General features: G+C 71.4%; 22 protein-coding genes and 1 riboswitch. Of the genes, 12 read left to right on the top strand and 10 right to left on the bottom strand.

Annotation, left to right across the window (positions count from 1 at the left end; genetic code table 11):
- Positions 1 to 114 precede the first annotated feature (114 nt).
- Positions 115 to 648 carry an SRPBCC family protein gene (locus ACIREO_RS21990; RefSeq protein ID WP_404112804.1) on the top strand — a complete coding sequence of 178 codons (534 nt, stop codon included), beginning with the start codon at positions 115 to 117 and terminating at the stop codon, positions 646 to 648.
- 36 nt (positions 649 to 684) lie between these two features.
- Here the strand turns inward: ACIREO_RS21990 and ACIREO_RS21995 are convergent, their stop codons facing one another.
- Positions 685 to 1,080 carry a nuclear transport factor 2 family protein gene (locus ACIREO_RS21995; RefSeq protein ID WP_404112806.1) on the bottom strand — a complete coding sequence of 132 codons (396 nt, stop codon included), beginning with the start codon at positions 1,078 to 1,080 and terminating at the stop codon, positions 685 to 687.
- A 180-nt stretch (positions 1,081 to 1,260) separates the two neighbouring features.
- Between ACIREO_RS21995 and ACIREO_RS22000 the strand changes: the two genes are divergently transcribed.
- From ACIREO_RS22000 to ACIREO_RS22045, 10 genes are all read left to right on the top strand, one after another.
- The gene (locus ACIREO_RS22000) at positions 1,261 to 2,298 is read left to right on the top strand and encodes a TIM barrel protein (protein ID WP_404112809.1); all 1,038 of its coding nucleotides are present in this window, start codon (positions 1,261 to 1,263) and stop codon (positions 2,296 to 2,298) included.
- The gene (locus ACIREO_RS22005; RefSeq protein WP_404112812.1) at positions 2,295 to 3,203 is read left to right on the top strand and encodes a transketolase; all 909 of its coding nucleotides are present in this window, start codon (positions 2,295 to 2,297) and stop codon (positions 3,201 to 3,203) included. Before ACIREO_RS22000 ends, ACIREO_RS22005 begins: the two co-directional genes overlap by 4 nt.
- On the top strand, positions 3,200 to 4,162 hold the full coding sequence (locus ACIREO_RS22010; protein WP_404112815.1) for a transketolase family protein: 963 nt from the start codon (positions 3,200 to 3,202) through the stop codon (positions 4,160 to 4,162). Before ACIREO_RS22005 ends, ACIREO_RS22010 begins: the two co-directional genes overlap by 4 nt.
- Positions 4,159 to 5,619 (top strand): FGGY family carbohydrate kinase, encoded by a 1,461-nt coding sequence (locus ACIREO_RS22015; RefSeq protein ID WP_404112818.1) that lies wholly within the window; start codon positions 4,159 to 4,161, stop codon positions 5,617 to 5,619. Before ACIREO_RS22010 ends, ACIREO_RS22015 begins: the two co-directional genes overlap by 4 nt.
- 106 nt (positions 5,620 to 5,725) lie before the next feature.
- Complete coding sequence (locus ACIREO_RS22020) at positions 5,726 to 6,697, top strand: sugar-binding transcriptional regulator (protein ID WP_404112821.1); 972 nt, start codon at positions 5,726 to 5,728, stop codon at positions 6,695 to 6,697.
- Positions 6,698 to 6,782: 85 nt separating this feature from the next.
- A riboswitch (cobalamin riboswitch) is annotated at positions 6,783 to 6,911 on the top strand.
- 59 nt (positions 6,912 to 6,970) lie between these two features.
- A complete protein-coding gene (locus ACIREO_RS22025; protein WP_404112902.1) occupies positions 6,971 to 8,545 on the top strand; it encodes an ABC transporter substrate-binding protein in 1,575 nt (524 codons plus the stop codon).
- Between the two features lies 1 nt (position 8,546).
- Entirely contained in the window at positions 8,547 to 9,494 is a 948-nt protein-coding gene (locus ACIREO_RS22030; RefSeq protein ID WP_404112824.1) for an ABC transporter permease, read from the top strand.
- Positions 9,491 to 10,324: an ABC transporter permease gene (locus tag ACIREO_RS22035; RefSeq protein WP_404112827.1), complete on the top strand. Its 834-nt coding sequence runs from the start codon at positions 9,491 to 9,493 to the stop codon at positions 10,322 to 10,324. Before ACIREO_RS22030 ends, ACIREO_RS22035 begins: the two co-directional genes overlap by 4 nt.
- Positions 10,321 to 11,955 (top strand): ABC transporter ATP-binding protein, encoded by a 1,635-nt coding sequence (locus ACIREO_RS22040; protein ID WP_404112830.1) that lies wholly within the window; start codon positions 10,321 to 10,323, stop codon positions 11,953 to 11,955. Before ACIREO_RS22035 ends, ACIREO_RS22040 begins: the two co-directional genes overlap by 4 nt.
- 67 nt (positions 11,956 to 12,022) lie before the next feature.
- The gene (locus ACIREO_RS22045; protein ID WP_404112833.1) at positions 12,023 to 14,704 is read left to right on the top strand and encodes a LuxR C-terminal-related transcriptional regulator; all 2,682 of its coding nucleotides are present in this window, start codon (positions 12,023 to 12,025) and stop codon (positions 14,702 to 14,704) included.
- Positions 14,705 to 14,813: 109 nt separating this feature from the next.
- On the opposite strand, the gene ACIREO_RS22050 is transcribed toward ACIREO_RS22045, so the two are convergent.
- The 6 genes from ACIREO_RS22050 to ACIREO_RS22075 form a co-directional block, all read right to left on the bottom strand.
- The gene (locus tag ACIREO_RS22050) at positions 14,814 to 15,632 is read right to left on the bottom strand and encodes a thioesterase II family protein (protein ID WP_404112836.1); all 819 of its coding nucleotides are present in this window, start codon (positions 15,630 to 15,632) and stop codon (positions 14,814 to 14,816) included.
- On the bottom strand, positions 15,613 to 16,386 hold the full coding sequence (locus ACIREO_RS22055) for a 4'-phosphopantetheinyl transferase family protein (protein ID WP_404112839.1): 774 nt from the start codon (positions 16,384 to 16,386) through the stop codon (positions 15,613 to 15,615). The genes ACIREO_RS22050 and ACIREO_RS22055 overlap by 20 nt, the downstream gene beginning before the upstream one ends.
- A 9-nt stretch (positions 16,387 to 16,395) precedes the next feature.
- Positions 16,396 to 17,496 (bottom strand): HAD-IIIC family phosphatase, encoded by a 1,101-nt coding sequence (locus ACIREO_RS22060; protein ID WP_404112842.1) that lies wholly within the window; start codon positions 17,494 to 17,496, stop codon positions 16,396 to 16,398.
- The gene (locus tag ACIREO_RS22065; RefSeq protein ID WP_404112845.1) at positions 17,493 to 17,741 is read right to left on the bottom strand and encodes an acyl carrier protein; all 249 of its coding nucleotides are present in this window, start codon (positions 17,739 to 17,741) and stop codon (positions 17,493 to 17,495) included. Before ACIREO_RS22065 ends, ACIREO_RS22060 begins: the two co-directional genes overlap by 4 nt.
- A 38-nt stretch (positions 17,742 to 17,779) precedes the next feature.
- Positions 17,780 to 18,826, bottom strand: coding sequence for a ketoacyl-ACP synthase III family protein (locus ACIREO_RS22070; protein ID WP_404112848.1), 1,047 nt, complete (start codon positions 18,824 to 18,826; stop codon positions 17,780 to 17,782).
- A gap of 107 nt (positions 18,827 to 18,933) precedes the next feature.
- Positions 18,934 to 20,412, bottom strand: a complete 1,479-nt coding sequence (locus ACIREO_RS22075) for an MFS transporter (protein WP_404112851.1) — start codon at positions 20,410 to 20,412, stop codon at positions 18,934 to 18,936.
- Positions 20,413 to 20,734: 322 nt separating this feature from the next.
- On the opposite strand from ACIREO_RS22075, the gene ACIREO_RS22080 reads away from it, so the two are divergent.
- A complete protein-coding gene (locus ACIREO_RS22080; protein WP_404112854.1) occupies positions 20,735 to 21,445 on the top strand; it encodes a TetR/AcrR family transcriptional regulator in 711 nt (236 codons plus the stop codon).
- Positions 21,446 to 21,571: 126 nt separating this feature from the next.
- Here ACIREO_RS22080 and ACIREO_RS22085 read toward each other — a convergent pair whose 3' ends face one another.
- The 3 genes from ACIREO_RS22085 to ACIREO_RS22095 are packed head-to-tail and all read right to left on the bottom strand — an operon-like array spanning position 21,572 to position 24,484.
- Positions 21,572 to 21,922: a nuclear transport factor 2 family protein gene (locus ACIREO_RS22085; protein WP_404112857.1), complete on the bottom strand. Its 351-nt coding sequence runs from the start codon at positions 21,920 to 21,922 to the stop codon at positions 21,572 to 21,574.
- 46 nt (positions 21,923 to 21,968) lie between these two features.
- On the bottom strand, positions 21,969 to 23,201 hold the full coding sequence (locus tag ACIREO_RS22090) for a cytochrome P450 (protein WP_404112860.1): 1,233 nt from the start codon (positions 23,199 to 23,201) through the stop codon (positions 21,969 to 21,971).
- On the bottom strand, positions 23,198 to 24,484 hold the full coding sequence (locus ACIREO_RS22095) for a cytochrome P450 (RefSeq protein WP_404112862.1): 1,287 nt from the start codon (positions 24,482 to 24,484) through the stop codon (positions 23,198 to 23,200). Before ACIREO_RS22095 ends, ACIREO_RS22090 begins: the two co-directional genes overlap by 4 nt.
- Positions 24,485 to 24,497: the final 13 nt, after the last annotated feature.

Here is a 24,497-nt window from a genome sequence, read left to right on the forward strand (position 1 = left end):
CGTCCCGATGCTCATTCGTGGAGAGGCGAGGGGGCGGCCACACCCCCGGGAAGGGGGATCATAGAGTCTTCTTCGCGGAAACGGCGAACGCCCCTTTCCGCAGGAGGAGTTGCCATGCGATACGCCGAGGGGCCCAGCACACACCGTGAGGTCCGGATCTCCGCGGACCCGGCGCGTGTCTGGGAGATCCTGGCCGATGTCGAGGCCATGGCCGGGTGGAGCCCTGAGCTGGTGGAGGTGGAGTGGCAGGGCGGCGCCACCTCCCCGGCGGCGGGTGCCCGCTACGTCGGACACAACGAACACCCCGTGAACGGCAGTTGGCGCACCGTCGCCCACTTCACCGAGTTCGAGCCGGGCCGGACCCTCGCCTGGTGCGTCCTGGACATCGACGGCCGTTACGGCAGGCCGGCCGAGGACCCGGAACACCGGATGGCGACCTGGTCCTTCACGCTCGCTCCGGACGGGGACGGCGTCGTGCTGCGTCAGTCGGTCACGATCGGGCCCGGCCGCTCCGGGCTGAGCGCCTACATCGAGCGCACTCCCGAGCGTGAGGAGGCGATCATCGCCTACCGCTTCGAGGAGCTGGGCAGGGGCATGGACGCCACCCTCGAGGGCATCAAGGGCGCGGCGGAGCGGCGGGAGGGCTGACGGCGCCGTGGTCCGGACGAGGCGCGCTGCCGCTGGTCACGCGCCCGCCGCTGCCTCCGCCGTGATGCGGTCGAACTGCTCACCCATGGCCTCGGACAGGGCCTTCGCCGCCGAGAGCGGACGGACCATCACCTGGAGGTCGTCGATGCGGCCGTCGTCGTCGAAGTGGAGGAAGTCGCAGCCGGAGATGTTCAGGCCGGCGACCGTGGCCTCGAAGACGAGGGCCTGCTCGCGGCCGTCCTGGCCGGTGAACTCGCGGACGTAGCGGAAGTTCTCGAACACGCGGGAGACGCCGCGCAGGATGGCCGCGGTGATCGGCTTGCCCGTGTACGGGGCGAAGGCGACGGGGCTGGTGAACACCACGTCGTCGGAGAGCAGTTTCTCGATCGCCGTGTGGTCCCCGGCCTCCACCGCTTCACGGAACGTGCCCACAGGTTTCTCCCCAGGTTGTCGATTCTTTGACCTGCTGATGCGGGGGAGCCTAGGCATCCGTGCCCTGCTCTGTCCAGAGTTGTTTACTCAAAAAATTGAATAATAGTGGTCGATACTAACGGTGCGGGCGGGGTGCACGGGGGGTTGACGCACCGGAGGGCGGTTCGTAGCTTGTGATGCATGTCGACTCAACCTCGCATAGACATTCAGGAGTCGAGTCCCGGCGAACCGGTGTACGGCGCCGGCGTCTGGCACTTCGCCACCTACGTCGACCGCTACGCGACGGACGGATACGGCGATCCGCGCACCGTCCTCGACGCCATCAAGCTGGCCGGTGCGGTGGGCGGCCTGTCCGTTCTCGACCTCAACTGGCCCTTCCCGCCGGGGGACATCAGCACGGCTCAGGTGAAGGAAGCCCTGGCCGAGCAGGACCTGCGGGCCATCGCGGTGACGCCGGAGTTCTACACCGGCAAGTTCGCCAAGGGCGGCTTCACCAACCCCGACCCGGCCGTCCGCCGCCAGGCCGTCGACCTGGTCGCGGGTGCCGCCGAGGTCGGCCGTGAGCTGGGCGTGGACTACGTCAAGCTCTGGCCGGGGCAGGACGGATACGACTACCCCTTCCAGGCCGACTACACCGACCTGTGGGGCAAGTCGGTGGACGCGGTGCGCGAACTCGCGCAGGGCTTCCCCGACCTGAGGTTCGCCATCGAGTACAAGCCGCGCGAGCCCCGCAACCGCATGGTCTTCTCCTCCGTCGCCCGCACCCTGCTGGCGATCCAGGACATGGGCGTGGACAACGTCGGCGTCCTGCTCGACTTCGGCCACTCCCTGTACGGAGGCGAGACCCCGGCCGAGGCCGCACGCATGGCGATCGCCCGCGACAAGCTCTTCGCCATCGACGTCAACGACAACTTCCGTGGCTGGGACGACGACATGGTCGTCGGCTCGGTGCACCTGCTGGAGACCTTCGAGTTCTTCTTCGCCCTGCACGACGCGGGCTGGGAAGGCGTATGGCAGCTGGACCAGTTCCCCTTCAGGGAGGATCCCGTCGAGGCCGCGCGTACCGGCATCCGCACCATGCGCGCGTTCCACCACGCCCTTGCCTACCTCGACCGTGACGAACTGGCCGCCGCCCAGTCGGCGCAGGACGCCCTCCGCGCGCAACGCGTCGCGAAGCGGGCGCTGTTCCGCGCGCTCGCGGAAAGCGAGTCCGTGTGACCGTCACCGTGGAAGCCGGTGCCCCGCTGCGGCCCGACGCCGCCGCGGCCCTCTCGTACCGGGAGCGCAACGCCCGGCTGCGTGCGGCCTCCCCTGCCGAGGCCGCTCCGGAACTCGCGGAGATCTCCGCCGCCGTCCGGCGCGACATCCTCACCACGATCCAGTCGGCCGGCATGGGTCACGTCGGTGGTGACCTCTCCGTCACCGACCTGCTGGTCACGGCCCTGTGGGGGACGTTACGGATGCACCCCGCCGAGCCCGGCCATCCGCAGCGCGACCGCTTCGTCCTCAGCAAGGGGCACTGCGCCGCGGCGCTGTACTCGACGCTGGCGTCCTGCGGCTTCTTCCCGCGCACCCGCCTGAGTGACTTCATGGCCCCGCTGTCACCGCTCAACGGCCACCCCGCCCGGCTCAAGGTGCCCGGTGTGGAGACCAGCACCGGTCCGCTCGGACACGGACTCCCCGTCGCCACCGGCTGCGCGCTCGGTGCCCGGCTGCGCGGCGAGACATGGCGGACCGTGGTCGTCCTCGGGGACGGAGAGATGCAGGAGGGCAGCAACTGGGAGGCCGCCATGACAGCCGCCCACTACGGACTGGGCAACCTGACCGCCGTGGTGGACCGCAACCGGCTGCAGCAGGGCGCCCGTACGGAGGACACAAAGGCCCTGGAACCCCTGGACGCGAAGTGGTCGAGCTTCGGCTGGGAGGTCCGTGTCATCGACGGCCACGACCACCGCGCGATCAAGGAGGCCTATGCCCCCTCGGCCACCGGGCGCCCGGTCGCGGTGGTCGCCGCGACCGTCAAGGGCAAGGGCGTCTCGTTCATGGAGGACCGCGTCGAGTGGCACCACAAGGTGCCCACCGACGAGCAGGTCCGCCTCGCGCTGGAGGAGTTGAACCGGTGACCGCCCTGACCGGACAGGCGCCCGTCGCCCCCGTGTACGACTGCCGGGTGGACTTCGCCGACGAACTCGCCGTGCTGGCCCGCGCCGACAAACGGATCGTGGCGGTGTGCAACGACTCGGTGGGTTCCAGCAACCTCGTGAAGTTCCGTGAGGAGTTCCCCACCCGGCTGATCAACGTGGGAATCGCCGAACAGGACCTCGTCGGTGTGTCGGCCGGACTGGCCAACGCCGGCTTCATCCCCTTCGTCTCCGCCGCGGCGCCCTTCCTGACGGGCCGCGCCCTGGAGCAGATCAAGGCCGACATCGCCTACAGCTACCGCCATGTGGTGCTGTGCGGCCAGAGCCCCGGCATGGCCTACGGCGAGTTGGGCCCCACACACCACTCCATCGAGGACCTCTCCTGGATGCGGGCCGTCCCGGGCCTGGAGATCATCGTGCCCGCGGATCCGTCCGAGACCCGTGCCGCCGTGCGCTGGGCCGCAGCGTCGGGCAGGCCCACCTACCTTCGGGTGCCCCGCTTCAAGGTGCCCGCCGTCGTGCCCGACGGCACCCCGTTCGAGGCCGGCCGGGCGACCTGCCTCGCCGCGGGAACGGACCTCACGCTGATCGCGGTGGGCACGATGGTCTCCCGGGCACTCGACGCCGCCGCCCTCCTCGCCCGCGACGGACTCTCGGCCCGCGTGCTCAACGCCACGTTCGTCGAGCCGCTCGACGTGGAGTCCGTGGTGGCCGCGGCCAGGGAGACCGGGGCCATCGTCACCGCCGAGGAAGGACTCCTCTCCGGTGGCCTGGGAGCAGCCGTCGCCAAGGTGGTGGCCGAGCACCACCCCGTCCCGGTGCGGATGCTCGGCGTGCCGGCCTTTGCCCCGACAGGAAGCGCGTCCTTCCTGCTCGACCACTTCGGCCTGAGCGCCGAAGGCATCGCCGGTGCCGCGCGCGACGTTCTGGGGCGCACTTGAGGGAATCGCACATCCTCGCCGTCGACCAGGGCACCAGCTCCACCAAAGCCCTGCTCGTGGACGCCGCCGGCCGCATCGCCGCCCGCGCCGAGGCACCTCTGGCACAGTCCCACCCGGGCCCCGGCCTGGTGGAACAGGACGCGTCCGCACTCCTGGACAGCGTCCGCGCCGCAGTCGCCGACTGCCTCAGGGACAGTGACCCGCGCGCCGTGGCCGGGGTGGCTCTGAGCACGCAGCGTGAGTCGGTCGTCGTATGGGACACGGCGACGGGCCTGCCCGTCGCCCCTCTCGTCAGCTGGCAGGACCAGCGCGGCGTCGAGCATGCGGCCCGTCTCGGCAGGGCGGGCCGGAGCGAGGAGATCCGCCGGCGCACCGGCCTTCCGCTCGACCCGATGTTCTCCGCGCTGAAAATGTCCGCGCTCCTCGACGCGCACGACCCCTCCCGCGTACGCGGCGGTTCCGGTGCCTGGACCCTGGGCACCGTCGACGCCTACCTTCTGCACGCGCTGACGGGGGAGTCGGTCACGGAGATCGGCAACGCCTCCCGGACCCAGCTGATGGACCTGGCAACGGGCGACTGGGACACCGGACTGCTCGCGCTGTTCGGCGTCCCACGGGCGGCGCTGAGCGACATCGTCCCCTCCACCGGGCCCTTCGGGAAGATCCGCGGACTGACGCCGCTGCTCGACGGCACCCCGGTGCTCGCGGTGATGGGTGACTCGCACGCCGCGCTGTTCGCCCACGCCGGCTGGCGCCGGGGAACCGTCAAGGTCACCTACGGCACCGGCTCCTCCGTCATGGCCGTCACGGACTCGTCCCGGCCGGCGGAGGATCTGTGCACCACAGTGGCCTGGTCCACCGGACCGACGACGTACGCGCACGAGGCCAACATCCGCTCCACCGGGCGCACCATCACCTGGCTGGCCGAACTCCTCGGCTGCACACCCGAGGAGGTGCTCCGGCTCGCCTCCGACGCGGACGCCGGCGGCGCGACCCTGGTGCCGGCCTTCGGCGGCGTCGGCGCACCCTGGTGGGACGCCCGGGCCGTGCCCGTGCTCGCCGGGTTCGGCCTGGGGACCGGCCGCGCCCAACTGGCTCGCGCAGCACTGGAATCGGTCGCCTTTCAGGTGAATGACGTCCTCGCAGTCCTGCCCGGGCTGCGCCACGTCGTCGCCGACGGCGGGCTGAGCCGCTGCGACGAGCTCATGCGACTGCAGGCCGACATCAGTGACATGACCGTGGCCCGTACACCGCATCACGAACTCTCCGCGATGGGAGCGGCCCATCTGGCCGGTCTCGGCGCCGGCCTGTGGACGGCCGGCGAGCTGGAACGGCGTGCCGACAGCGGTCTGAGGATCTTCGCACCCGCCTGGGAGGACGCCCGCCGGAGCGATGCCGTCGCCCGCTGGCACCAGCGCCTCGGGGCCGCTCGCGACCTCGGGGCACGCGCGAGGTGAGGGACACCATGACCACCGGCGCGAGCGAGCGCCCCGCGAATAGAATGGCCCGCGACGGTGCGGTGCGATCCGGCGCCTGACTCTCGGGACCAAGGAAGTTGGAGGCATGGTGGCGGTGGCGTCGTCCACTCCCAGCCCGGACCACATCCGGCTGCTGGTCAAGGTGGCTCGTATGTACCACGAGCGCGGCGTGAGGCAGCCGGAGATCGCGGCGCATCTCCATATGTCCCAGCCCCGCGTCTCCCGCCTCCTCAAGGAAGCGGTCGACCGGGGTGTGGTCCGTACGGTGGTGGTCTCACCCGAAGGCGTGCACGCCGAGCTGGAGGATGCGCTGGTCGAGCGCTACGGCCTGCGTGACGCGGTCGTGGTCGAGACGGAGGGATCGGGCGCCGACGTCATTCCGGCCCTCGCCGCGGCGACCGCCACCTATCTGGACGCCACGCTCAAGGGAGGCGATGTCATCGGCGTGTCCTCGTGGAGCGCCACCCTGCTGGAATCGGTCAAGGTCATGCGGGCCAAGACCTCGTCCGTTGCCCATGAGGTCGTGCAGATCCTCGGCGGATCGGGGAGCCCGGAGGTGCAGTTGCACGCCACACGGCTGACGAGCCGCCTGGCGGAACTCACCGGGGCGCGGCCGGTCTTCGCCCCTTCCGCGGCGCTGGTCGGCAGCCGCGAGCTGCGTGACCTGCTCTCGCGGGAGCCGGCCATGGCGGAGGTCATGCAGGCGTGGTCCCGCATCACGCTGGCCGTTCTGGGCATCGGCAGCCTGGACCCGTCGCCGTTGCTGCGCCGCTCGGGCAACGCCGTCACCGCCGAGGACCAGCAGCGGCTCAGAGAGCTGGGGGCGGTCGGCGACGTATGCGCCCGCTACTTCGACGCCGAGGGCGAGCCCGTGGACGCGCCCTTCAACGACCGTCTCATCGCGATCGAGCCGGACGACCTCCGAGCCGTGGAGCGCCGGATCGGTGTGGCGGGCGGCAAGGACAAGGTGGAGGCCATCCGAGGAGCGGTGCGGGGCGGGTGGGTCAACATCCTGATCACCGATGCCGACGTGGCGCGGGACGTGTTGCGCGGCTGACCGCGGTTGCTCCGGAGCCCGGGGCGAGAGCCGGGGCACGCTCCGGCGACCTCATGGGTCACAATGAGCCCACGAGGCGACGGGGATCAGGAAGCCGGTGCGAGTCCGGCGCGGTCCCGCCACTGTGACCGGGGAGCGGTCCTTCTGTATGTCACTGTCCGCAGCCGCGGATGGGAAGGCGGAGGAGAGCGACGATCCGGGAGCCAGGAGACTGACCCGTCGCCGGTCCGACAGCAGGGGCGAGGACACCCCCGGAAAGGATCGACTGTGACGATGCATGCCCGGACGGAGCCGGGGCACCGGCCACAACCCGGCAACCGCCCTGAGCCCGGCAGACGGAGCGTGCTGGCCGCCGGCGGGGCCCTGGGGCTGGCCGCGTCCGGCCTGCTCGCCGGCTGTGGTGCGGACAGGAAGGACGGGGGAGGGGGCGACCGGTTCCGCGCAGCCTTCACGGCGGGTGGCTCGCAGGAGACCCTCGACCCCCACGTCGCCCCGAACTTCGTCGACCAGGCCCGCGCCAAGGCCCTCTACGACACCCTGGCCACCTACGCGGACGACATGTCCGTCCGCGAGCGGCTCGCGGAATCCTGGGAGAGCGACACCTCCGGCACCCGGTGGCGAATACGTCTGCGCAAGGCGGAGTTCCACGACGGGAAACCGGTCACCGCGAAGGACGTCCTCCACAGCTACCGGCGCGCCGCCGACCCCGGCACCGGCTCGCCCTCGCAGGTACTGCTCTCCGCGATCGACTTCGACGCCAGCAGGGCAGACGGCGAACGGTCGGTCGTCTTCGCACTGAAGGCGCCCAACTTCGAGTTCCCCACCGTCTTCGCAGGCCCCGGCACCGAGATCATCCCCGACGGCACGAAGGACTTTCACGAGCCCGTCGGCTCCGGCCCCTTCACCTATGTGTCGTTCACGCCCGGCGGCACCGCCCGCTACCGGCGATGGGCCGACCACTGGGACGGTGCCCCGCACATAGCGGAGCTGGAGATCGTCCCCGCGAACGAGGAGTCGGCGCGGCTCAACGCGCTGCTGTCCGGGCAGGTCCACTACGCCGCCGACATGGCCGGCGCCTCCGTGGAACGGCTGAAGCGGGAAGGCTCGACGCGACTGCTGACCGCACGGCGTGCCACCGCGCAGCAGTTGCTGCTGCGCACCGGCCGCAAGCCCTTCGACGACCCGCGGCTGGTACGGGCCGTACAGCTCGGGATCGACCGGGAGGCACTGGTCCGGGTCGCGCTGGCCGGCCACGGTGAGCCGGGGAACGACCTGTTCGGGATGGGCCTGCGCGGCTATCCGGAGGGCCTGGCGCCCCGCGAACGGGACGTCGGGGAGGCGCGGAGGCTGGTCAGGGAAGCCGGTGCGGAGGGACTGCCCGTCACCGTGGAGACCAGCCCCGTCGACGCCGCGTGGGAGGCCGCAGCGAACCTGATGGGCCGACAGCTGGGCGAGGTCGGGCTGGAGGTGACCGCCAACGTCAGGGCCTCCAGTACGTACTTCAGCGAGATCAAGACGAAGGGGGTCGCCGCCTTCAACACCACCTCCACGCTGCCGGTCTCCGACTTCCTCCAGCAACGGGTCCGCGGCGGAGCGGCCCGCAACCAGACGCAGTACACCTCGGAGGAGTTCGACGCGCTGCTGGACCGCGCCCGCACCACCCGTGGGGAGCAGGACCGGCTGGCGTTGCTCGCACGGGCCCAGAAGATCGCCCGGGACGGGTCCGGGCTGCTGGTGTGGGCCTTCTCCGACGCCAACGACGCCATCGGCCCGTCGGTGAGCGGCCTGCGCGCCGCACCGCCGAACTCGCACGACTGGGCCCGGTTCGACCGGGTCCGCGTCGGCTGACGTGCGCGCCTACCTTCTTCGGCGTTCCCTGCTGGCGGTCCTCCAGTGCCTGGTGGTGCTGGTCGCCGTGTTCGCCGTCGGTTCACTGCTGCCCGGTGACACGGCGGACGTGCTCCGCGGCGAACTCGGCACGCCCGAACAGGTGGCCGCGCTCCGTACACAGCTGGGTCTGGACGAGCCTGCCTGGACCCGCTTCGGGCACTGGCTCGGCAGCCTGTCCAGCGGTCACTTCGGGAACTCCCTGACGACCGGGCTGCCGGTGGGTGACGACATCGGCAGCCGCATCGGCGTGACGCTGCTGCTGGGCCTGCCCGCGCTGGTACTGGTCACGGTGCTCGCGCCGCTGCTGGGCACGGTGTCCGGGCTGCGGGAGGGCAGCCGCGTCGACCGGACGTTGAACACGGCCGCCGTCGTGCTGCACGCGGTCCCGGAGTTCGTGCTCGGGTTGCTGCTGGTCGCCTCGGTGTCGCTGGCGGCCGGGCTGCTGCCGGCCACCGCCATCGGCATGGACACGGCCGCGCTGGTGGCGCAGCCGGCTGTCCTGGTGCTGCCGGTCACCGTACTGACGGCCAGGCACCTGTGTGATCTGGCACGGCAGATCCGCGCCGGTGTGGCGGCGGGGCGGCACGGGCCGGTCGCCGAGCACCTGCGGCTGCTCGGGATGCGGGAACGGACGGTGGTGCTGCGCCATGTGCTGCCGGGGGCCCTGGGCCCCGCCGCGCAGCAGTTCGCCCGCTGCGTGGAGGGGCTGCTGGGCGGTGCCGTGCTGGTGGAGGCGGTGTTCGGCTTCCGGGGGCTGGGGGGCGGCTTCGTCGAGTCGGTGCAGAACCGGGACCTGCCCCAGGTGCAGACGTACGCGCTGCTGTTCGCCGGAACAGCCGTCGCGGTGAACCTCGTCGGTGACCTGGTCGCCCACCGGCTGGCACCGCGCCGGGAGGTGACGGCATGACCGCGCCGGAGAAGGCCGGCTGCGCGCGTACCGGCAGGCGACGCCGTCCGTGGATCGCTCTGGTACTGCTCGGCGTGCCGGTGCTCATCGCCCTGCTGGGGCCCTGGGCGGCAAGCGCCGCGCCGTCGGCCGAGGGCGCGCTGCCGTCGCAGCCGCCCGGCGCGGGGCACCCGCTCGGTACGGACGTCCTGGGCCGCGACGTGCTGTGGCTCGTGCTGCACGGCGGCGCCTCGGTCCTGGGCAGTGCCCTGGGTGCGCTGCTGGTCGGTATGGCCGCGGGTATCCCGTTGGGGCTGCTGGCCGCAGGCCCGCGGCGTGCATTCGACGGGACGGTGATGCGCGGGCTCGACCTGTTGCTCGCCTTTCCCGGACTGCTGGTGCTGATGACACTGGCCGCGACAGGACACCGCGAGTGGTACTGGCTGGTGACGGTCGCCGGGATCCTCCAGATCCCGGCCGTGGCGCGCCTGGTACGCGGAGCCGCGCTCGCACCGGGCTCCCGGACAGTCGTCGAGGCGCTGTGGATGCAGGGGCACGGCTGGGCGTACATCCATCTCCGGCACCTGGCACGGGAGCTGGCCGCTCCCCTCGCCACCGACGCGGGCGGCCGGTTCGCCGTGGTGCTGTACCTGCTGGCGTCCGCGAACTTCCTCGGCCTGGGGCTGCCCGCCTCGTCCCCGGACTGGGCGGTACTCATCGAACGTAACAGCGACGCCCTGTTCACCCAGCCCGCCGCGGTGCTGGTGCCCGCCGGTCTGCTGACGGCGCTGTGCGTCGGCGGCAACCTGCTCGTGGACCGTGCCCTCGCACGGAGGAGGAGAGGCCGATGACCGGCTCCGCCGAGATGCCGCTGCTGGACGCCCCGGAGATCTCCGCCCATGCCGACGGTGCGGAGCGCCCGCTGCTGGACCGGGTCGCGCTGACCGTGACGGCGGGCCGCGTCACCGCCGTCGTCGGCCCGTCGGGCAGCGGCAAGACCACGCTCGGCCTGGCGGCGCTCGGCGCCTCCCGGAACGGTGTGCGGCTGGCCGGACGTGTCCTGCTGGCGGGCACGGACCTGCTGCTCCTGGAGCCCGCCCGGCGGCCGGCGGCCCGGGCCGGCCGCGCCGCGCACCTGCCCCAGCACCCCGAGACGGTGCTGGACCCGGTGCGCCGGGCCGGCGGCGCGCTGACGGAGCTGGCCGCCCTCGGGCATCCGGGGCGCGCCGTCCGACAGCAGGCCGCGCGCCGGGCCCTGGCTCTGGCCGGCCTGGAGTGGCAGGCCGTCCGCCGCCGTTTCCCGCATCAGCTCTCCGGCGGCCAGCAACAGCGCCTGGCGCTCGCGTCCGCGCTGGTGACCGGGGCGGGCATGCTGGTGCTCGACGAGCCGACGAGCGGCCTGGACCCGGCGCTCGCCCACGCTCTGGGCCGTACGGTACGGGCGCTCGCGGACGGCGGCGCGGGCGTGCTGCTGCTCAGTCACGACCTGCGGCTGGTGCGGGAGACGGCGGACCGGGTCATCGTGCTGGAGGACGGCCGTGCTGTGGACGACGGGCCGACGCCGGGCATCCTCGGCACGGGAGTCCCGGAAACCGGTGGGCCGTCCGCGACCCGCCATCGTGCCACCCGGGACCTGCTCGCGGCGGAGCACGGCACGGGCGCCGCAGGAAGAACGGGGGCACCCGGCCCGGCTCCGGGAGGCCGCGGGGTCTCAGCCAGGGGCCTCGTCGTGCGCCGCCGGTCCGGCGATCTGCTCGCCGGGCCGGTGTCCATGGAGTTCCCGTCCGGCAGCAGGACCGCGCTGCTCGGCCCCTCCGGCTCGGGCAAGACGACCTTCGCCCGGGTCCTTGCCGGGCTGACCACGCCCTCCCAGGGCGAGGTGCGGTTCGACGGCCGCCCGCTCCCGCGACGCGTCGACCGGCGCACGGCCGCACTGCGCCGCGTCGTCCAGTACGTGCACCAGAGCAGCGCCGACTCCTTCGAGGAGCACCGCCCACTCATCCGGCAACTCGCGGACACCGCACGGCTGTTGCGCGACCTGGGGGAGACGGAGGCGACGGCCGAGGCGATGGCGGCCGCCGCCGCGATGGGACTCGACGAGGCGCTCCTGCACCGGACCCCGGGCCGGCTGTCCGGCGGCCAGCTCCAGCGCTGTGCGCTGGTCCGGGCGCTGACGGCGCAGCCGGCGCTGCTGGTGTGCGACGAGGTGACGTCGGCGCTGGACACCGTCTCCCGGCAGCGGGTCCTGGACGCACTGCCCGGCCTGCTCGCCCCGGCCGGAACCGCCCTGCTGTTCGTCAGCCACGACCTGCCCGCGGTGCGGGCGCTCACCGAGGAGGCCGTGCTGTTCGACGACGGCCGTTGTGTGCGGCGCGGACCCGTCGACGAGGTGCTGCCCACCGCGTGGTCCCGGGCGCCCGGGGTGCGGGAAGTGGGGGACGGACCTCCGGAACGGTTCCCCCGATCAGGCCTTAAAAAATAGACATACCTTCGGGTAGGTATAAACTTGCCGAACCGAAGGAACTTGCGACTGGGGGGTGCGGATCCGGATGGTTCTCGCGGAGCGGGAAGAACAGTTGGCTCGGCTGCGGGAGCTGTACCGCGCAAGCCGTGAAGGGAACGGGCACACCGCGGTCGTCAGCGGCCCCGTCGCTGTGGGCAAGACCGAGTTGCTGCGCGCCTTTGCCGCCGATCCCGGCGGCGAGAGACCCTTGCACCTCCACGCGATCGCCACCCGCACCGAACGCGGCGTGCCGCTCGGCGTTGCGCGGCAGTTGCTGCCGGCCGTCGCACTCTCCGCCACGGCAGACAATCCTTACGAGGCGGCCATGGCGCTGCTTTCGGTCATCGAGCGGGCGCAGCGGCCTGTGCTGATCAGCGTCGACGACGCACACCTCGCCGATCCCACCTCGCTCCAGTGCCTGGCCTCCGTCGCCCGCCGGCTCCGTTCCGTGCGAGCCCTGGTCGTACTCACCCAGGTGCCCTCCTCGGCCTCGGACGATCCTCTGGTCGCGGTGGAACTGCCGCCCGAGCCCCTGTGCGTGCGCATCGCCCTGAACCCCCTGTCCGCCGAAGGGGTCGCGGCCCTGCTGGCCGCGGACCCGGCCGCGGTCGTGTCCGCCCCCGACATCCACGCGGCCTCCGGTGGCAGCCCGATGCTTGCCCACGCCCTGCACGAGGACCTCAAGGCGGCGGCCCACCCCGGCGAACTCGTCATCGGGGCCTCCTTCGGCCGCGCGCTGCTCGGCGCCCTGCACCGGTGCGAGGGCCCGACGCTGCGCACCGCACGGGCCCTCGCCGTCCTGGGGGCGCCCGCGCAGCCCGTCAACCTCACGACGCTGACCGAGATGGACTCCGAGTCCTGTGCCCGCGCGCTGCGCACGCTCGATGAGACCGGCCTGCTGGTGCACGGACGTTTCACGCATCCGGCCGTACCCGAACTCGTCCTGCGGGACATGCCCGTGCGCGAGCGCAGCGAACTGCACAGCCTGGCCGCCCCGATGCTGTACGCCGACGGGGCGCCGCCCCGGGTCGTGGCGCGCTGCCTGCTCGCCGCGAAGGTGCCGGACGCGTCCTGGGTGGTTCCTCTGCTGCACGAGGCCGCCGAGCAGGCCATGGTGGTCAACGAGCCCGGCGAGGCGGTCCGGTTCCTGCGGCTGGCCCGCCATCTGGCCGTCGACGACCTGCAGCGCCACGCCACCACGGCACTGCTCGTCCAGGCCGAATGGCAGGCCGACCCGGCCACCGCCGCGCACCATCTGACCGCCATGGTCGAGGCGGCCGACGGCAACGGGCTCAGCATCCGGCACACCCTCGCCCTCGTCGATCAGCTGCTGTGGTTCGGCCGGATCGACGAAGCCGTCAAGACCATCCGCCAGCTCACCGGCATGCAGGACGTACTGACGCCTGTCGAGCGCAAGCGGCTGTACGCGGCCGAGGTGTGGCTCTCGTGTCTGTACCCCTCCTTGGGGCGGCGCGGCATCGGCTCGAAGGCCCCGACGGCCGACGGGGCGGGGCGCACGTTCGGCCCCGATCCGGCCCTGGAGTCGGCGCGGCTGCTGGGGGGCCTCGTATCGCAGAAGGCCGCCGCCGAGCAGCTGGCCGACGCCGAACGGGCCCTGCGCCGTGGCCATCTGGACGAGCACACGGTCATCCTGTGTGCCACGGCGCTGCTCACTTTGACGTACCAGAACCGGCTCGGCCTCGCCCAGGAGTGGTGCGAGCAGCTCATCGCCCGTTCCGACAGCCCGCACACGGCCATGTGGCACGCCCTGTTCACCGCCGTACGGGCCGAGATCGCCCTCCAGCGCGGTGATCTGAGGGGCGCGGCCGAGCATGCCCGCGCGGCACTGGATCTCATCCCGGCCGCGTCCTGGGGAATCCGGGTGGCGGTACCACTCAGCGTGCTCGTGCAGGCCGAGGTCGCGTTGGGCCGGCTGGAAGAGGCCGATTCCCTGTTGCACGTGCCGGTGCCGGAGGCGATGTTCCAGAGCCCCATCGGTCTCTACTACCTTCAGGCGCGCGGCCGTTATCTTTACGCCATCGGCAAGTACGACGAGGCGCTGGAGGATTTCCGCACCGTCGGTGAGCTGTTGGAGCAGTGGCACGTGGAGCCCCAGCCGTTCGTGTCCTGGCGCATCGACGCCGCTCGGGTGCAGCTGGCCATGCGCCGTCCCACGCGGGCGCGCCAGCTGGCGAACGAGGAGATGGACCGGACCGCGTTCGAGGACGCGCGAACCCGTGGCGCGTGCCTGCGCGTCCTGGCCGCGACCAGCGACAGCGGCAAGCAAATAGAGGTCTACGAGCAGGCGGTCGAGGCGCTGAGCGGCTGCGAGGCGCCGCTGCAACTCGCCGACGCGCTGGCCGAATTCGCCGACGTACTGGACGGCGCCGGGGTGCCGGAGCGGGCGGCGGAGTGCCGGGAGCGGGCCAGGCTGCTCGCCCGGGAGTGCGGCGTGCAGGATCCGTACCCGCTTTCTGCTCCGGCGGCCGGTGTGCCGGGTGCCGGAGCAGCGTCGGTCTCCTCGGCGAGCGGCCGGTCTGCTCCGCTCAGCGATGCCGAGCACCGGGTCGCGTCACAGGCCGCCGCCGGCTACAGCAATCGGCAGATCGCCAAGAAGCTGTTCATCACGGTCAGTACGGTCGAACAGCACCTGACCCGTGTCTATCGCAAGCTGGGGGTGACCCGGCGCAGCGAACTGGCGGCGGCGTACCGGACGGCAACGGTCTGAGTCCGGTAGCGAGCAGGTCAACGCAGCTCCAGCCGGCGCGCGTGGGAATCCGCACCGGGTACGGTCGTCCTGGCGCGGCAGGCCGGTGAAGCCCAGTGCCCGCACCCGATCATGTCAGGCCGCTCGTCGCGCCCGCCCGCGTGCCCGCCTCCCGGTCGCCCGACACTACGGCGCTGATCTCGCGGGCGACGGCCCGCACCTGACCGTCGAGGTAGAAGTGGCCGCCGGGGAAGGACCGGTGCGTGGTGTGCGCGCCGGTGTGGTGGGCCCATTCGGCGACGGTGCCGACGGGTGCCGTCTCGGGATCGTCGGTGCCGGTGAAAACGGTGACAGGGACCTGGAGGTCGAACTCTCGTCCCGGGGTCGGCCGGTAGACATAGGTCTCGATCGCACGATAGTCGCCGCGGATGGTGGGCAGAGCGAGCGCGAGAAGTTCCTCGTCCTCGAACACCCGCTGGTCCGTTCCGCTCAGGCCCCGGATGACGGACAGCAGTCCGGCGTCGTCGCGCAGGTGGTGCAGTTCGTGGCGAGGCACCGAGGGGGCGCGGCGGGCGGAGACGATCAGCCGCCCCGGCCCGTTGCCGATGGCCTCCTCCAGGCGACGGGCCACCTCGAAGGCGAGGATGGCGCCCATGCTGTGGCCGAAGAAGGCATACGGGGTACCTGCCTCGGGCGCGAGGCCATCGGCGAGTACCCCGGCGAGTTCGTCGGCCAGCTCGTGGATGCCGGCGATCTGGCCCTCGGTACGGCGGTCCTGGCGCCCCGGGTACTGCAGTGACAGAACCTCTACGGAGGGGGTGAGGGCTTTGGAGAGCTGCAGGGCGGAGCTCGCCCCGCCGCCCGCGTGGGGAAAGAACACCAGGGGCAGCGCACCCGGTGCGCCGGGATGGAACCTGCGGATCCAGCGATCATCGATCTGTTGCGTCACGGTCCTGCCTCGCAGTCGGTGCCTCGTCGGTCGAAATGTCTTCGCTCCAGGCGGTGTACATCGGGCGGGTGGCCGGCCCCCCGGCGATCGCCACCGCCGCACTGTGGCCCGCCGGTGCCGGTACCTCCCAGCCGGTGGCTGTGAGAGTGCCGTCGGGCGCGAGCCGGAGGGCTCCAGGCCCTCCGGGCTCCCCGGGCACGTCGCCTGTGACCTCGGCCAGTTCACCAACTCGCCTGCCGTGGGCCTTGAGGAAGGCTTCCTTGAGGGTCCACAGGCGGAAGAACTCACGCGGCCGGTCGGTGGGCGGGCTGCTGTTGATCAGGCGCACCTCATGGGGCTGGAAGAACCGCCGGGCCACACCGGAGAGGTCGAGGTCCTCCCGGACCCGCTCCACGTCGACGCCGATGCGACAGCCGTCCCAGGCGACACCGAGCAGGGCCCAGCCGTCGGTGTGCGAGAGGTTGAAGTCCGGCAGTCCGCCTGGCGGGTGGCCGGGGCGGGCGGCGGCGGTCAGCCGGGGGCGGCCGTCGGGTTCCCGCCGTACGGCCAGCAGTCCGGGCGGACAGTCGCAGAGCCCGCCAAGCACGGACCGGGCGGCGCCGTGCGCCACGATGTAGCGCCGCCTGTCGGCGGGGGAGGCCAGTTGCTGTGCCCGCCACCGCTCCCGGAGGTCCAGCAGGCCGTGAAGGCGGGAGACGGTGGCGGGTGGCTGGTCCAGCGCGATCCGCCAGACGGACGGCGGACGCTGTGTCATCACGGCCGTCTAGTCGGCGGACGGAGCGTGGTCGGTGATCACCTTCATGTAGGCGGCGGCGCCCTGGATGGCGGACAGGTCGTTCTCCATCACCAGGTGGTCGCCGTCGCGGCTGATCTCCTCGAAGCCGGCGAAGGCGTAGGCGATCTGCATCATTCGATTGCGGCCGGTCTCGACGAAGTCGGCGCGCAGCGTGACCCCGGCCTCCTTCGCCAGGCTCATGATGTGGTTGAGGAGAATTGTTCCCACACCTCGGGACATGACGCGGCAGGACATCAGGAGCAGGCGAAGGTGCCAGTGCCCCTCGCCCTTCTCCAGCAGCGTGACACCGATCTTCCCGTAACTGCCGTACCGGTCGTCCAGCGCGGCGACCAGCAACAGATGGTCGGGCGAGGTGCGCAGGGCGTCGAGTTCCTCGTACGAGTAGGTGCGGCCGGTGGAGTTGAGCTGGTTGGTGCGGATCGTCAGCTCCTCCGCCCGCTGGAGGTCCTCGGTCCGGGCCTTGGTGATGTTCAGGGTCATGCCGAGGTCGGCGAGGAACTCCTCGCTCGGGCCGACGTACTCGGTCTCCGCCTGCTCCCGCTCGATCTGGCCGCGGTACATGGCGCGCCGGCGACGCGACTCGTCTGTGATGAAGCGGGGCCTGAACTCCTCGCGCTCCAGCTCCTGGTGGACGTCGAGCGCGTCGACGCAGATCACCTCGGGCAGCTCCCGGGCCACCTCCGCCCGTTCGAAGTCCTGATCGTCGACGAAGGCGATGGCGTCGATGCCGATGTTCAGGGCCCGGGCTATCTCCCGGATCGAGTGGGACTTGGCGTTCCAGTTGATCTGCGGGTGCAGGAAGAGGTCGTCGATCCCGAACTCGCGCAGGCGCTCCATGGCCGCGTCGTGATCGTTGCGGCTGGCGACGGAGTGCAGAACTCCGGCCTCGTCGAGACGGCGGATCGCGGCCACGACGTCCTCGCGGAGCCGGGTCGTGCCGTCCTCCAGGAGGACGCCGTCCCACAGCGTGTGGTCGAGGTCCCAGACGACGCACTTGACGCGGCCACGCTTGGGCTTGCGCGGTACGGAGGTCTCCTGCGACGAGGGCTCTGTGGCGGTGCTGGTCATGCGCTGACTCCACTCTGGCGGCGGATCAGCGCGTCCATGGCGTTGATCGTCCGGAAGTTCTCGATCCGCAGCTCACGTCCCGGGATCGAGACCGAGAAGGTCTTCTCGATGAACACGACGAGTTCGGTGGCGAGCAGCGAGCTCACGAAGCCGATTTTGAAAATGTCCTGGTCGTAGGTGAATTCGGTGCCCGGGTACCGGCCGGTGAGAAACTCCAGGATCGCGGGCTTTGTATCGGGGGACATGGGATCTCCTGTGGAAGCGACGAAGCGGGGCAGCGGTCTCAGAGGGTCGTGACGGACCAGTCCGGCCGGCCGGTGATCTCCAGGACGGCGGTGCTGAAGGACCAGCCGCTGCCGATGCCGCAGAGCATGACCTTGTCGCCCGGGCGCACGGCTCCGGTCTCCAGCAGGTGGGTCAGACCGCCGAGCTGGTCGCCTGCGCCGATGTGGCCGACCTGGCGGCCCCACTCCCAGGTGGCCTGGGCCTCGTCGATGCCGTTGGCCTTGCGTGAGTCCCAGTCCTGCACGGAGCGGCCCACGTTGGGGAAGACGAAGCGGGTGATCTCGCCGACGTCGGTGCCGGCGTCGGTCAGCGCGAGGTCGATGGCTTCCTGCTGGCGCGCGGTGAGGTCCTTGACGATCTCCCAGATGTTGCCGCCGTTTTCCAGATGGCGGCCGCGGCGTGCCCGGATGTCCAGCGGCCATCCCTCGTCGCCGGGGGCGGCGGTCCACGGCACATCGCCGCGGTAGGCGTTCTCGTGCGTGGCATCGCCGATGATCGCCGTCGACAGGAGCCGCGCGACGCCGGGGCGGCGTGACAGGACGACGGAGGTGGCGCCGTCGGACATCAGCATGCCGCCGTCCGAGCGGTAGCGGTCGTACGCCGGGGCGGCGAACTTGTCGCTGGTGGTGATGAGCGCGGCGGCCTGTTCCGAACCGGCCGACAGATGGGCCGCCGCCAGTTCGAGCGCGGCCATGCCTCCGTTGGAGGACTGCTTGATCTCCAGAGCCTGCGCGCGCCCCGCTACGGTCCGGCCCTGGATGTACGAGGCCGCCGTGAAATGGTCGAGCCCCTGGTGGGCGATGCTGGCGTGCAGGACAAGGGCGAAGACGTCTGCCGGTATGCCGGACCGCTCCAGTGCGGTGCGTCCGGCGGCCACCGCCATGTCGACAGGAGCCTCGTCGTCGGGTGCCACGCGCACGGCGAGGTAGGCGTCCTCGCGGCACTCGGTCTCGTCGTACCGGCCTTCGGCCACGGCTGTCCGCACGCCCTCGGTGCGGCCCAGATGAGCGGCGGCGCCGTTCACGTAAATGCCGTCCCACTGCATGTCGTGTCTCCTCGGTGAAGCGCATCGGTGATGGGAGGGAGGGGGAGGCCCGCGGCGGGCGCGGGGGAACGTGTACCGCCGCGGGCCTCGTTCAGGGGGCGGCTCGCTCAGACCGCGCCGCTGACCTGCTCGGCGGCGCGCCCCGTGGCGGGCTCGTCGGCGGCAGGGGCGGCCGGAGCGGCCGGGGGACGGAACCAGAGCGCGATGGCGGCCGCCACGATGGTCACGACCGCGGCCACGTATCCGGTGACCTGGAGACCGTCGACCACGTCGGCGAGCGGCGGGGTCGCGCCCTCGCTGAGGTCCAGGCCGGCGTTGGCCACCGCCACGAGCGCGGCGAGGCCGACGGCGCCACCGATCTGCTGGGAGGTCGAGGCGAGTGCCGAGGCGACACCCTGCTCACCGGGCTGGGCACCGGTGGCCGCCGCGATGAAGAGGGAGGGGAAGGCGATTCCGCCGCCGAGGCCCCAGACGACGATGCCGGGGACCAGCGCCCAGAAGGAGCCGCCGACGGACATGCCCACAGCCAGGATGCCCATTCCGAGCCCAGTGAAGAAGGCGCCGAAGGCCAGGGTCTTGCCCACGCCCCACTTACCCATCAGCGGGCCGACGAACTTGGTCGACGAGCCCATGGAGATGAGTGTGAGGGGGAGGAAGGCGAGGCCGGCGGCGAGCGGGCTGTAGTCGAGTGCGCCCTGCAGGTAGGTGGTGAACAGGTAGTAGCCGGTGGCGAGCGTGCCCTGGAAGAGGAAGAACACGACCATCGTGGTGGCCAGCCCGCGGCTGAGGAACATACGCAGCGGCACCAGCGGGTCACGGGTCTTGCTCTCGACAAGCAGGAAGACGAGGAGGAGGACCACACCGGCGACGAGGGAGCCGGCGGTGCGGGCCGAGGTCCAGCCGCTCTCCGGGCCGGTCGCCAGGCCGAAGACCAGCAGTGTGGAGCCGATCGAGGCGATGATCGCGCCGGGCAGGTCGAAGGAGGCCTTCGGTCCGGTTGCGCGGGCGTCGGCGGCGAGCAGACGCGGGGCGGCGAGGACCGCGATCAGCACGAGGGGCACGTTGACGAAGAACACCCAGGTCCAGCCCAGGTAGTTGGTGAGCACGCCGCCCAGCAGGGCGCCGGCCGCGAGGCCGCCGCTGCCGGCTGCGCCCCACACCGCCATGGCCTTGGTGCGTGCCGGGCCCTCGTCGAAGCTGACGGCCACCAGCGCGAGGGTCGCCGGGGTCAGCAGCGCGCCGCCGATGCCCTGGACCGCGCGGGCCGCGATCAGCAGGCCGGGCTCGGTGGCCAGACCGCCGACCAGGGAGGCCAGGCCGTAGAGGGCGAGACCGGTCATGAACAGGCGCCGGGCGCCGAGCCGGTCCACGGCCCTGCCGCCCAGGAGCAGCAGGCCGCCGAAGGCGACGACGTAGGCGCTTACCACCCACTGGAGGGACTGGGCGGTGAAGCCGAGCTCCTTGCCGATGTCGGGGAGTGCGACGTACACGATGTTGTAGTCGAGAGCGACGATGAACTGGGCGAATGCCAGCAACGCCAGGGTCAGCCCGCTCCCCTTCTGGGTTCGGGTCGCTGAAGAAACCACGGTGGGGGCTTCCTTCCAAGATCAGGGGAAAGTACAGGGCGTTCAGTTAATGCACGGCGTTCAAAGTTAGCTCGACGAAGAGTATATGAACACCGTTGGCTGTCAAGTGCGTTTGTCTGACGCGGACTTGATGTGGGGGACTGGTGCGATCGGATGTGATCGCAGGGAGTCGGGAATCAGGAGAGACCACGGGGATCGCTCATGGAAACGCTAAGGCCGGGCCTCCCCCTACCGGCAACCCCGAGTGGGAGTCGCGACCCCCTAACCCCGTACGGCCCGTAAGTACGCGCCGTCCAGAAAGTGAACGGTGTACGATCCGCGCATGGGAGCCACGCTGGGCAGACGAGACCGCCTCCGGGTCGAGACCGCCAGGGAGATCAAGGCCATCGCGAGCAAGCAGCTCGCCGCCGAGGGTGCGGCCGCGATCTCCTTGCGGGCCATCGCGCGGGAGATGGGCATGACCGCCGGCGCCATCTACAGCTACTACGAAACGCGCGACGCCTTGATCACGGCCCTTGTCTCGGACGTCTACACGGCCTTCACGGACGGTCAGCAGGCGGCCCTGGCCGCTCTGCCCGCCGGTGATGTCGCCCAGCGCATCATGACCTTCGGCGAGACCTACCGCCACTGGGCGGTCTCCCGCCCGGAAGAGTTCCAGCTGGTCTACGGCGCCCCCGTGCCCGGCTACCGCAGCCCGGAGGGCGGCGCCGCAGCCGCCGCCGAGCACCGCGCCTGCGAGCTGTTCGGCGACCTCGTGGCCGCCGCTTGGTCCCTCGCCGAACATCCGCCCGTCCTCCAGGAATTCACCTGGGCTGACTTCGGTCCGGAGTTCGCCGGCGCCTTCCGCGAGCGGCACCCCGAGCTGCCGGCGGCCGCCGCGGCCGTCGCGCTGCGGGTGTGGGGCCGGATGCACGGCTTGGTCTCGCTGGAGGTGTACGGACATCTGACCCCCCAGTCCGCGGACCCCACCCGGCTTTACCGAGCCGAACTGCTGGACCTGATCGTCTCGCTGGGCCTGACTCCTCCGCGCTGACCGCGTCGTGCCGGTCCTGCCCCGGCTCCGCCTCCCTCCGCGACGATGCAGCGGCGGCCGCCGCGGTGCCTGAACACCGCGGCGGCCGCCGCTGTCATCGGTTCACCGCCTGCGCGCAGGACGGTGTCAGTTGAAGAAGGCGTGCAGGCGCTTGATGCGGCCTCCCTCCAGGACGACGACGTCGCTGCCGCCGGCGAACGGCGCGCCAGGCGTTCCGAAGGCCCACTCGAACCGGGCCTGGTTGTGATGGCCGTTGACCTTGGCCGTCAGGTAGAAGGAGACGCCCGGAGGGAAGCCGGCGCGCAGCTTGTCCAGGTGCGCGGCGAGCCCGTCGCGGCCCTCGACCTGGATGTCGGGGTCGCAGTACTCGGGCTGCTCGGTGAACAGCGCGTCGATGCCCGCCCGGCGCCGGCCGTTGTCGGGCTCGTTGACGACGTCGATGAACTTCTCGATCAGCGACTGGTAATCGGTGCTCATGAAATGTGTGCCTCTCTGGGGGTGGTGTCAATCAACATCACCTGGCTCAGCGGAGGATCACCGGAAGTTCGGCGAGACTCCGGATGGCCAGGGCGCCATTGGTGGCAGGGGTGTCCGTAGCGAGCTCGATGTCGTGACGGACCAGCTCGGACAGCACGACCTGCGTCGCGAGCCGGGCGACCGGCGCGGCCACGCAGAAATGGATGCCGTGACCGAAGCCGAAGTTGCGGATCTGCTTGCGGGACAGGTCGAGCCGGTCGGCTTCCTCGAAAACCTCCGGGTCGCGGTTGCCCGCGCCGAGCAGCATGAAGACCTCGTCGCCCGGCACCAGCGGGTGGCCGCCGATCTCGGCCTCCTCCAGCACCGTACGGTTGATGATCTGGAGGGCGGCGTCGTAGCGCAGCAGTTCCTCCACGGAGGTCACCGTGTGCTCCGGGTGGCTGCGGAACCACTCCAGCTGCTCGGGATGGCGCAGCAGGTTGAAGGCGCAGAGCCCCATCATGGCCTGCGGCGCGCTGAAGCCCGGCAGGAAGATCGCCATGGTGGTCGTGAGGACCTCGACCTCGCTGAGCCGGTCGCCGTCCTGCTCCGCCGCGACCAGGGCGCTGATCAGGTCCTCGCGCGGCTCCTCGCGCCGCTCGGCTATGAGCTTCGTGGCGAGTTCGCCCATCCATATGCGCAGGTCGGTACGGGCCTGGACCGCCTCGGGCGGCATGGCGTACTCGGGGTCTATGCCCCGGCCACCGTCGGTCGCCGCCTCGATGGAGCGGTCCAGGTACTCGTCCGGCACGCCCATCATCTGGTTCATGATGTAGGCGCTGAGCGGCCGAAGCACGGTCGGCATCAGGTCGACCACGCCGTCGACGGCCGTCTCCCGCGCGGCCGCGAGCCGCTCCGCCACGAACTTCTCGGCCGGCGGGCGCAGCCGCTCGACCAGTCGCGGGGTGAACGCCTTCGAAGCCAGCGCGCGCACCCGGGTGTGGTCCGGGGGATCCATGAAGAAGAACGCCCGGCGCATGCCCTCCGAGGTCGGCATCATCCCTTCCTGTACCCCGGCGCCTTCGCCGCGGCCGAGCCGCGGGTCGCGCAGGGCGGACTGGATGACGTCGTGGCCGAGCAGGGCCACCCCGGCCGGCGTACGGATGACCTGGCCGGATTCCGCACGCAGCTTCTCGAACACCGTGTACGGGTCGGCATGGAAGGACGGGTCGAAGGGGTCGTACGGCAGGACCTCGGGCGGCGTGTAGGTCTCGTCCGGCCCGGTGAGGGTTTCGGTCATGATTCACTTCCGGTTTCGACGAACTCGACCGGCAGGTCGAGGAGCACGGTGTGCTTGTTGTTGGGGCCCCACTGCTCAGGGCCGGTCAGCCGGAACGCGGCCACTCTGTCGAGCAGGGCTTCCAGTACCAGCCTGATCTGAAGTCGGCCGACCTCGTCGCCCAGGCAGGAGTGCATTCCGTGGCCGAAGGAGACGTGCGGATTACGCGGGCGGCGGATGTCGAAGGAGGCCGCGTTCTCGAAGACCGCCTCGTCCCGGTTGGCCGACGGCCACCACAGGGTGACCTTCTCGCCCGCCTTGATGACCTGGCCGTGCAGCTCGACGTCGCGGACCGCCGTACGCCGGTTGTACGGGTTGGCCGGCGCCCAGCGCAGGATCTCCTCGATCGCGCCGGGCATCAGCGACCGGTCGGCGCGCAGCGCCTCCCACTGCTCGGGGAACTGGGCGAACGCGAGCACCGCCGCCGCGATGGTGTTGCGGGGCTGCTCGAACCCGGACACCAGGAACAGCACGGCGTTGCCCTCGCGCTCCCGGTCCGACAGCGGCGCGAGCCCCAGCGACTCGGGCAGCTCGCCGACGGCCAGCAGGGAGCCGAGGTCGTGCCCCGGCCGGGCCCGCTTGCGGCCGACGAAGTCCGTGAAGTACTCCTGCATCGCCGTGAAGGTGGCGATCGAGTACGCGTCGCTCTCGCCGGTACGACGGTTGGTGAAGCCCAGGACGCCGTGCACCCATGTGGTCAGCTGCGCCCAGTCCTCGGGCGGGACGCCCAGCAGAAGGGCCATCGACTCCAGCGCGAACGGCTCGGAGACGTCGTCGACGAAGTCGGCGCTGCCCCGGTCGACGGCGTCGTCGACGAGGGCGCGGGCGCGCCCGCGCAGCTCCTCCCCGAGGCGGGCGGCGACCTCGCCGGTGACAGCGGGCGACAACAGGTGCTTGATCGCGTCGTGCCGAGGGTTGTCCATCATGGGGAGCAGAACACCCGCGTGGACGCCCGCGGGCATGTCGTCCAGGTGGGTGCCGCCGCCGGCCCGGCCGCCGCCGCCCTGCGCCGAGAAGTCGGGTGACCGTGTGACGCCCACCACGTCGGCGTGCCGTGTCAGGACCCAGAAGCCCTCGCCGTCCGCGCTGTGGCCGGGCGGGTGGTGGAGCAGCGGCTCGTCGCGGCGTAGCCTGGCGAACAGCTCGTAGGGCAGGCCGGCCGCGTAGGCGGACTGATCGGTCAGGTCGAACCCGCCGAGGATGGCAGGGAGTTCGCCTGCTTCGGGGGCTGTTTGCGTGCTCATCGATGCCTCTCTG

This window comes from Streptomyces sp. NPDC102441, assembly GCF_044765585.1.
In the GTDB taxonomy this organism is placed as follows: domain Bacteria; phylum Actinomycetota; class Actinomycetes; order Streptomycetales; family Streptomycetaceae; genus Streptomyces.

Excerpts from the sequence above, each read along its gene's own strand:
- ACIREO_RS22020 (WP_404112821.1), top strand. The coding sequence starts at position 5,726 with ATGGTGGCGGTGGCGTCGTCCACTCCCAGCCCGGACCACATCCGGCTG.
- ACIREO_RS22090 (WP_404112860.1), bottom strand. The coding sequence starts at position 23,201 with ATGACCGAAACCCTCACCGGGCCGGACGAGACCTACACGCCGCCCGAG.
- ACIREO_RS22045 (WP_404112833.1), top strand. The coding sequence starts at position 12,023 with ATGGTTCTCGCGGAGCGGGAAGAACAGTTGGCTCGGCTGCGGGAGCTG.
- ACIREO_RS22055 (WP_404112839.1), bottom strand. The coding sequence starts at position 16,386 with ATGACACAGCGTCCGCCGTCCGTCTGGCGGATCGCGCTGGACCAGCCA.
- ACIREO_RS21990 (WP_404112804.1), top strand. The coding sequence starts at position 115 with ATGCGATACGCCGAGGGGCCCAGCACACACCGTGAGGTCCGGATCTCC.
- ACIREO_RS22065 (WP_404112845.1), bottom strand. The coding sequence starts at position 17,741 with ATGTCCCCCGATACAAAGCCCGCGATCCTGGAGTTTCTCACCGGCCGG.
- ACIREO_RS22025 (WP_404112902.1), top strand. The coding sequence starts at position 6,971 with ATGCATGCCCGGACGGAGCCGGGGCACCGGCCACAACCCGGCAACCGC.
- ACIREO_RS22070 (WP_404112848.1), bottom strand. The coding sequence starts at position 18,826 with ATGCAGTGGGACGGCATTTACGTGAACGGCGCCGCCGCTCATCTGGGC.
- ACIREO_RS22040 (WP_404112830.1), top strand. The coding sequence starts at position 10,321 with ATGACCGGCTCCGCCGAGATGCCGCTGCTGGACGCCCCGGAGATCTCC.
- ACIREO_RS22060 (WP_404112842.1), bottom strand. The coding sequence starts at position 17,496 with ATGACCAGCACCGCCACAGAGCCCTCGTCGCAGGAGACCTCCGTACCG.
- ACIREO_RS22085 (WP_404112857.1), bottom strand. The coding sequence starts at position 21,922 with ATGAGCACCGATTACCAGTCGCTGATCGAGAAGTTCATCGACGTCGTC.
- ACIREO_RS22035 (WP_404112827.1), top strand. The coding sequence starts at position 9,491 with ATGACCGCGCCGGAGAAGGCCGGCTGCGCGCGTACCGGCAGGCGACGC.
- ACIREO_RS22095 (WP_404112862.1), bottom strand. The coding sequence starts at position 24,484 with ATGAGCACGCAAACAGCCCCCGAAGCAGGCGAACTCCCTGCCATCCTC.
- ACIREO_RS22000 (WP_404112809.1), top strand. The coding sequence starts at position 1,261 with ATGTCGACTCAACCTCGCATAGACATTCAGGAGTCGAGTCCCGGCGAA.
- ACIREO_RS22080 (WP_404112854.1), top strand. The coding sequence starts at position 20,735 with ATGGGAGCCACGCTGGGCAGACGAGACCGCCTCCGGGTCGAGACCGCC.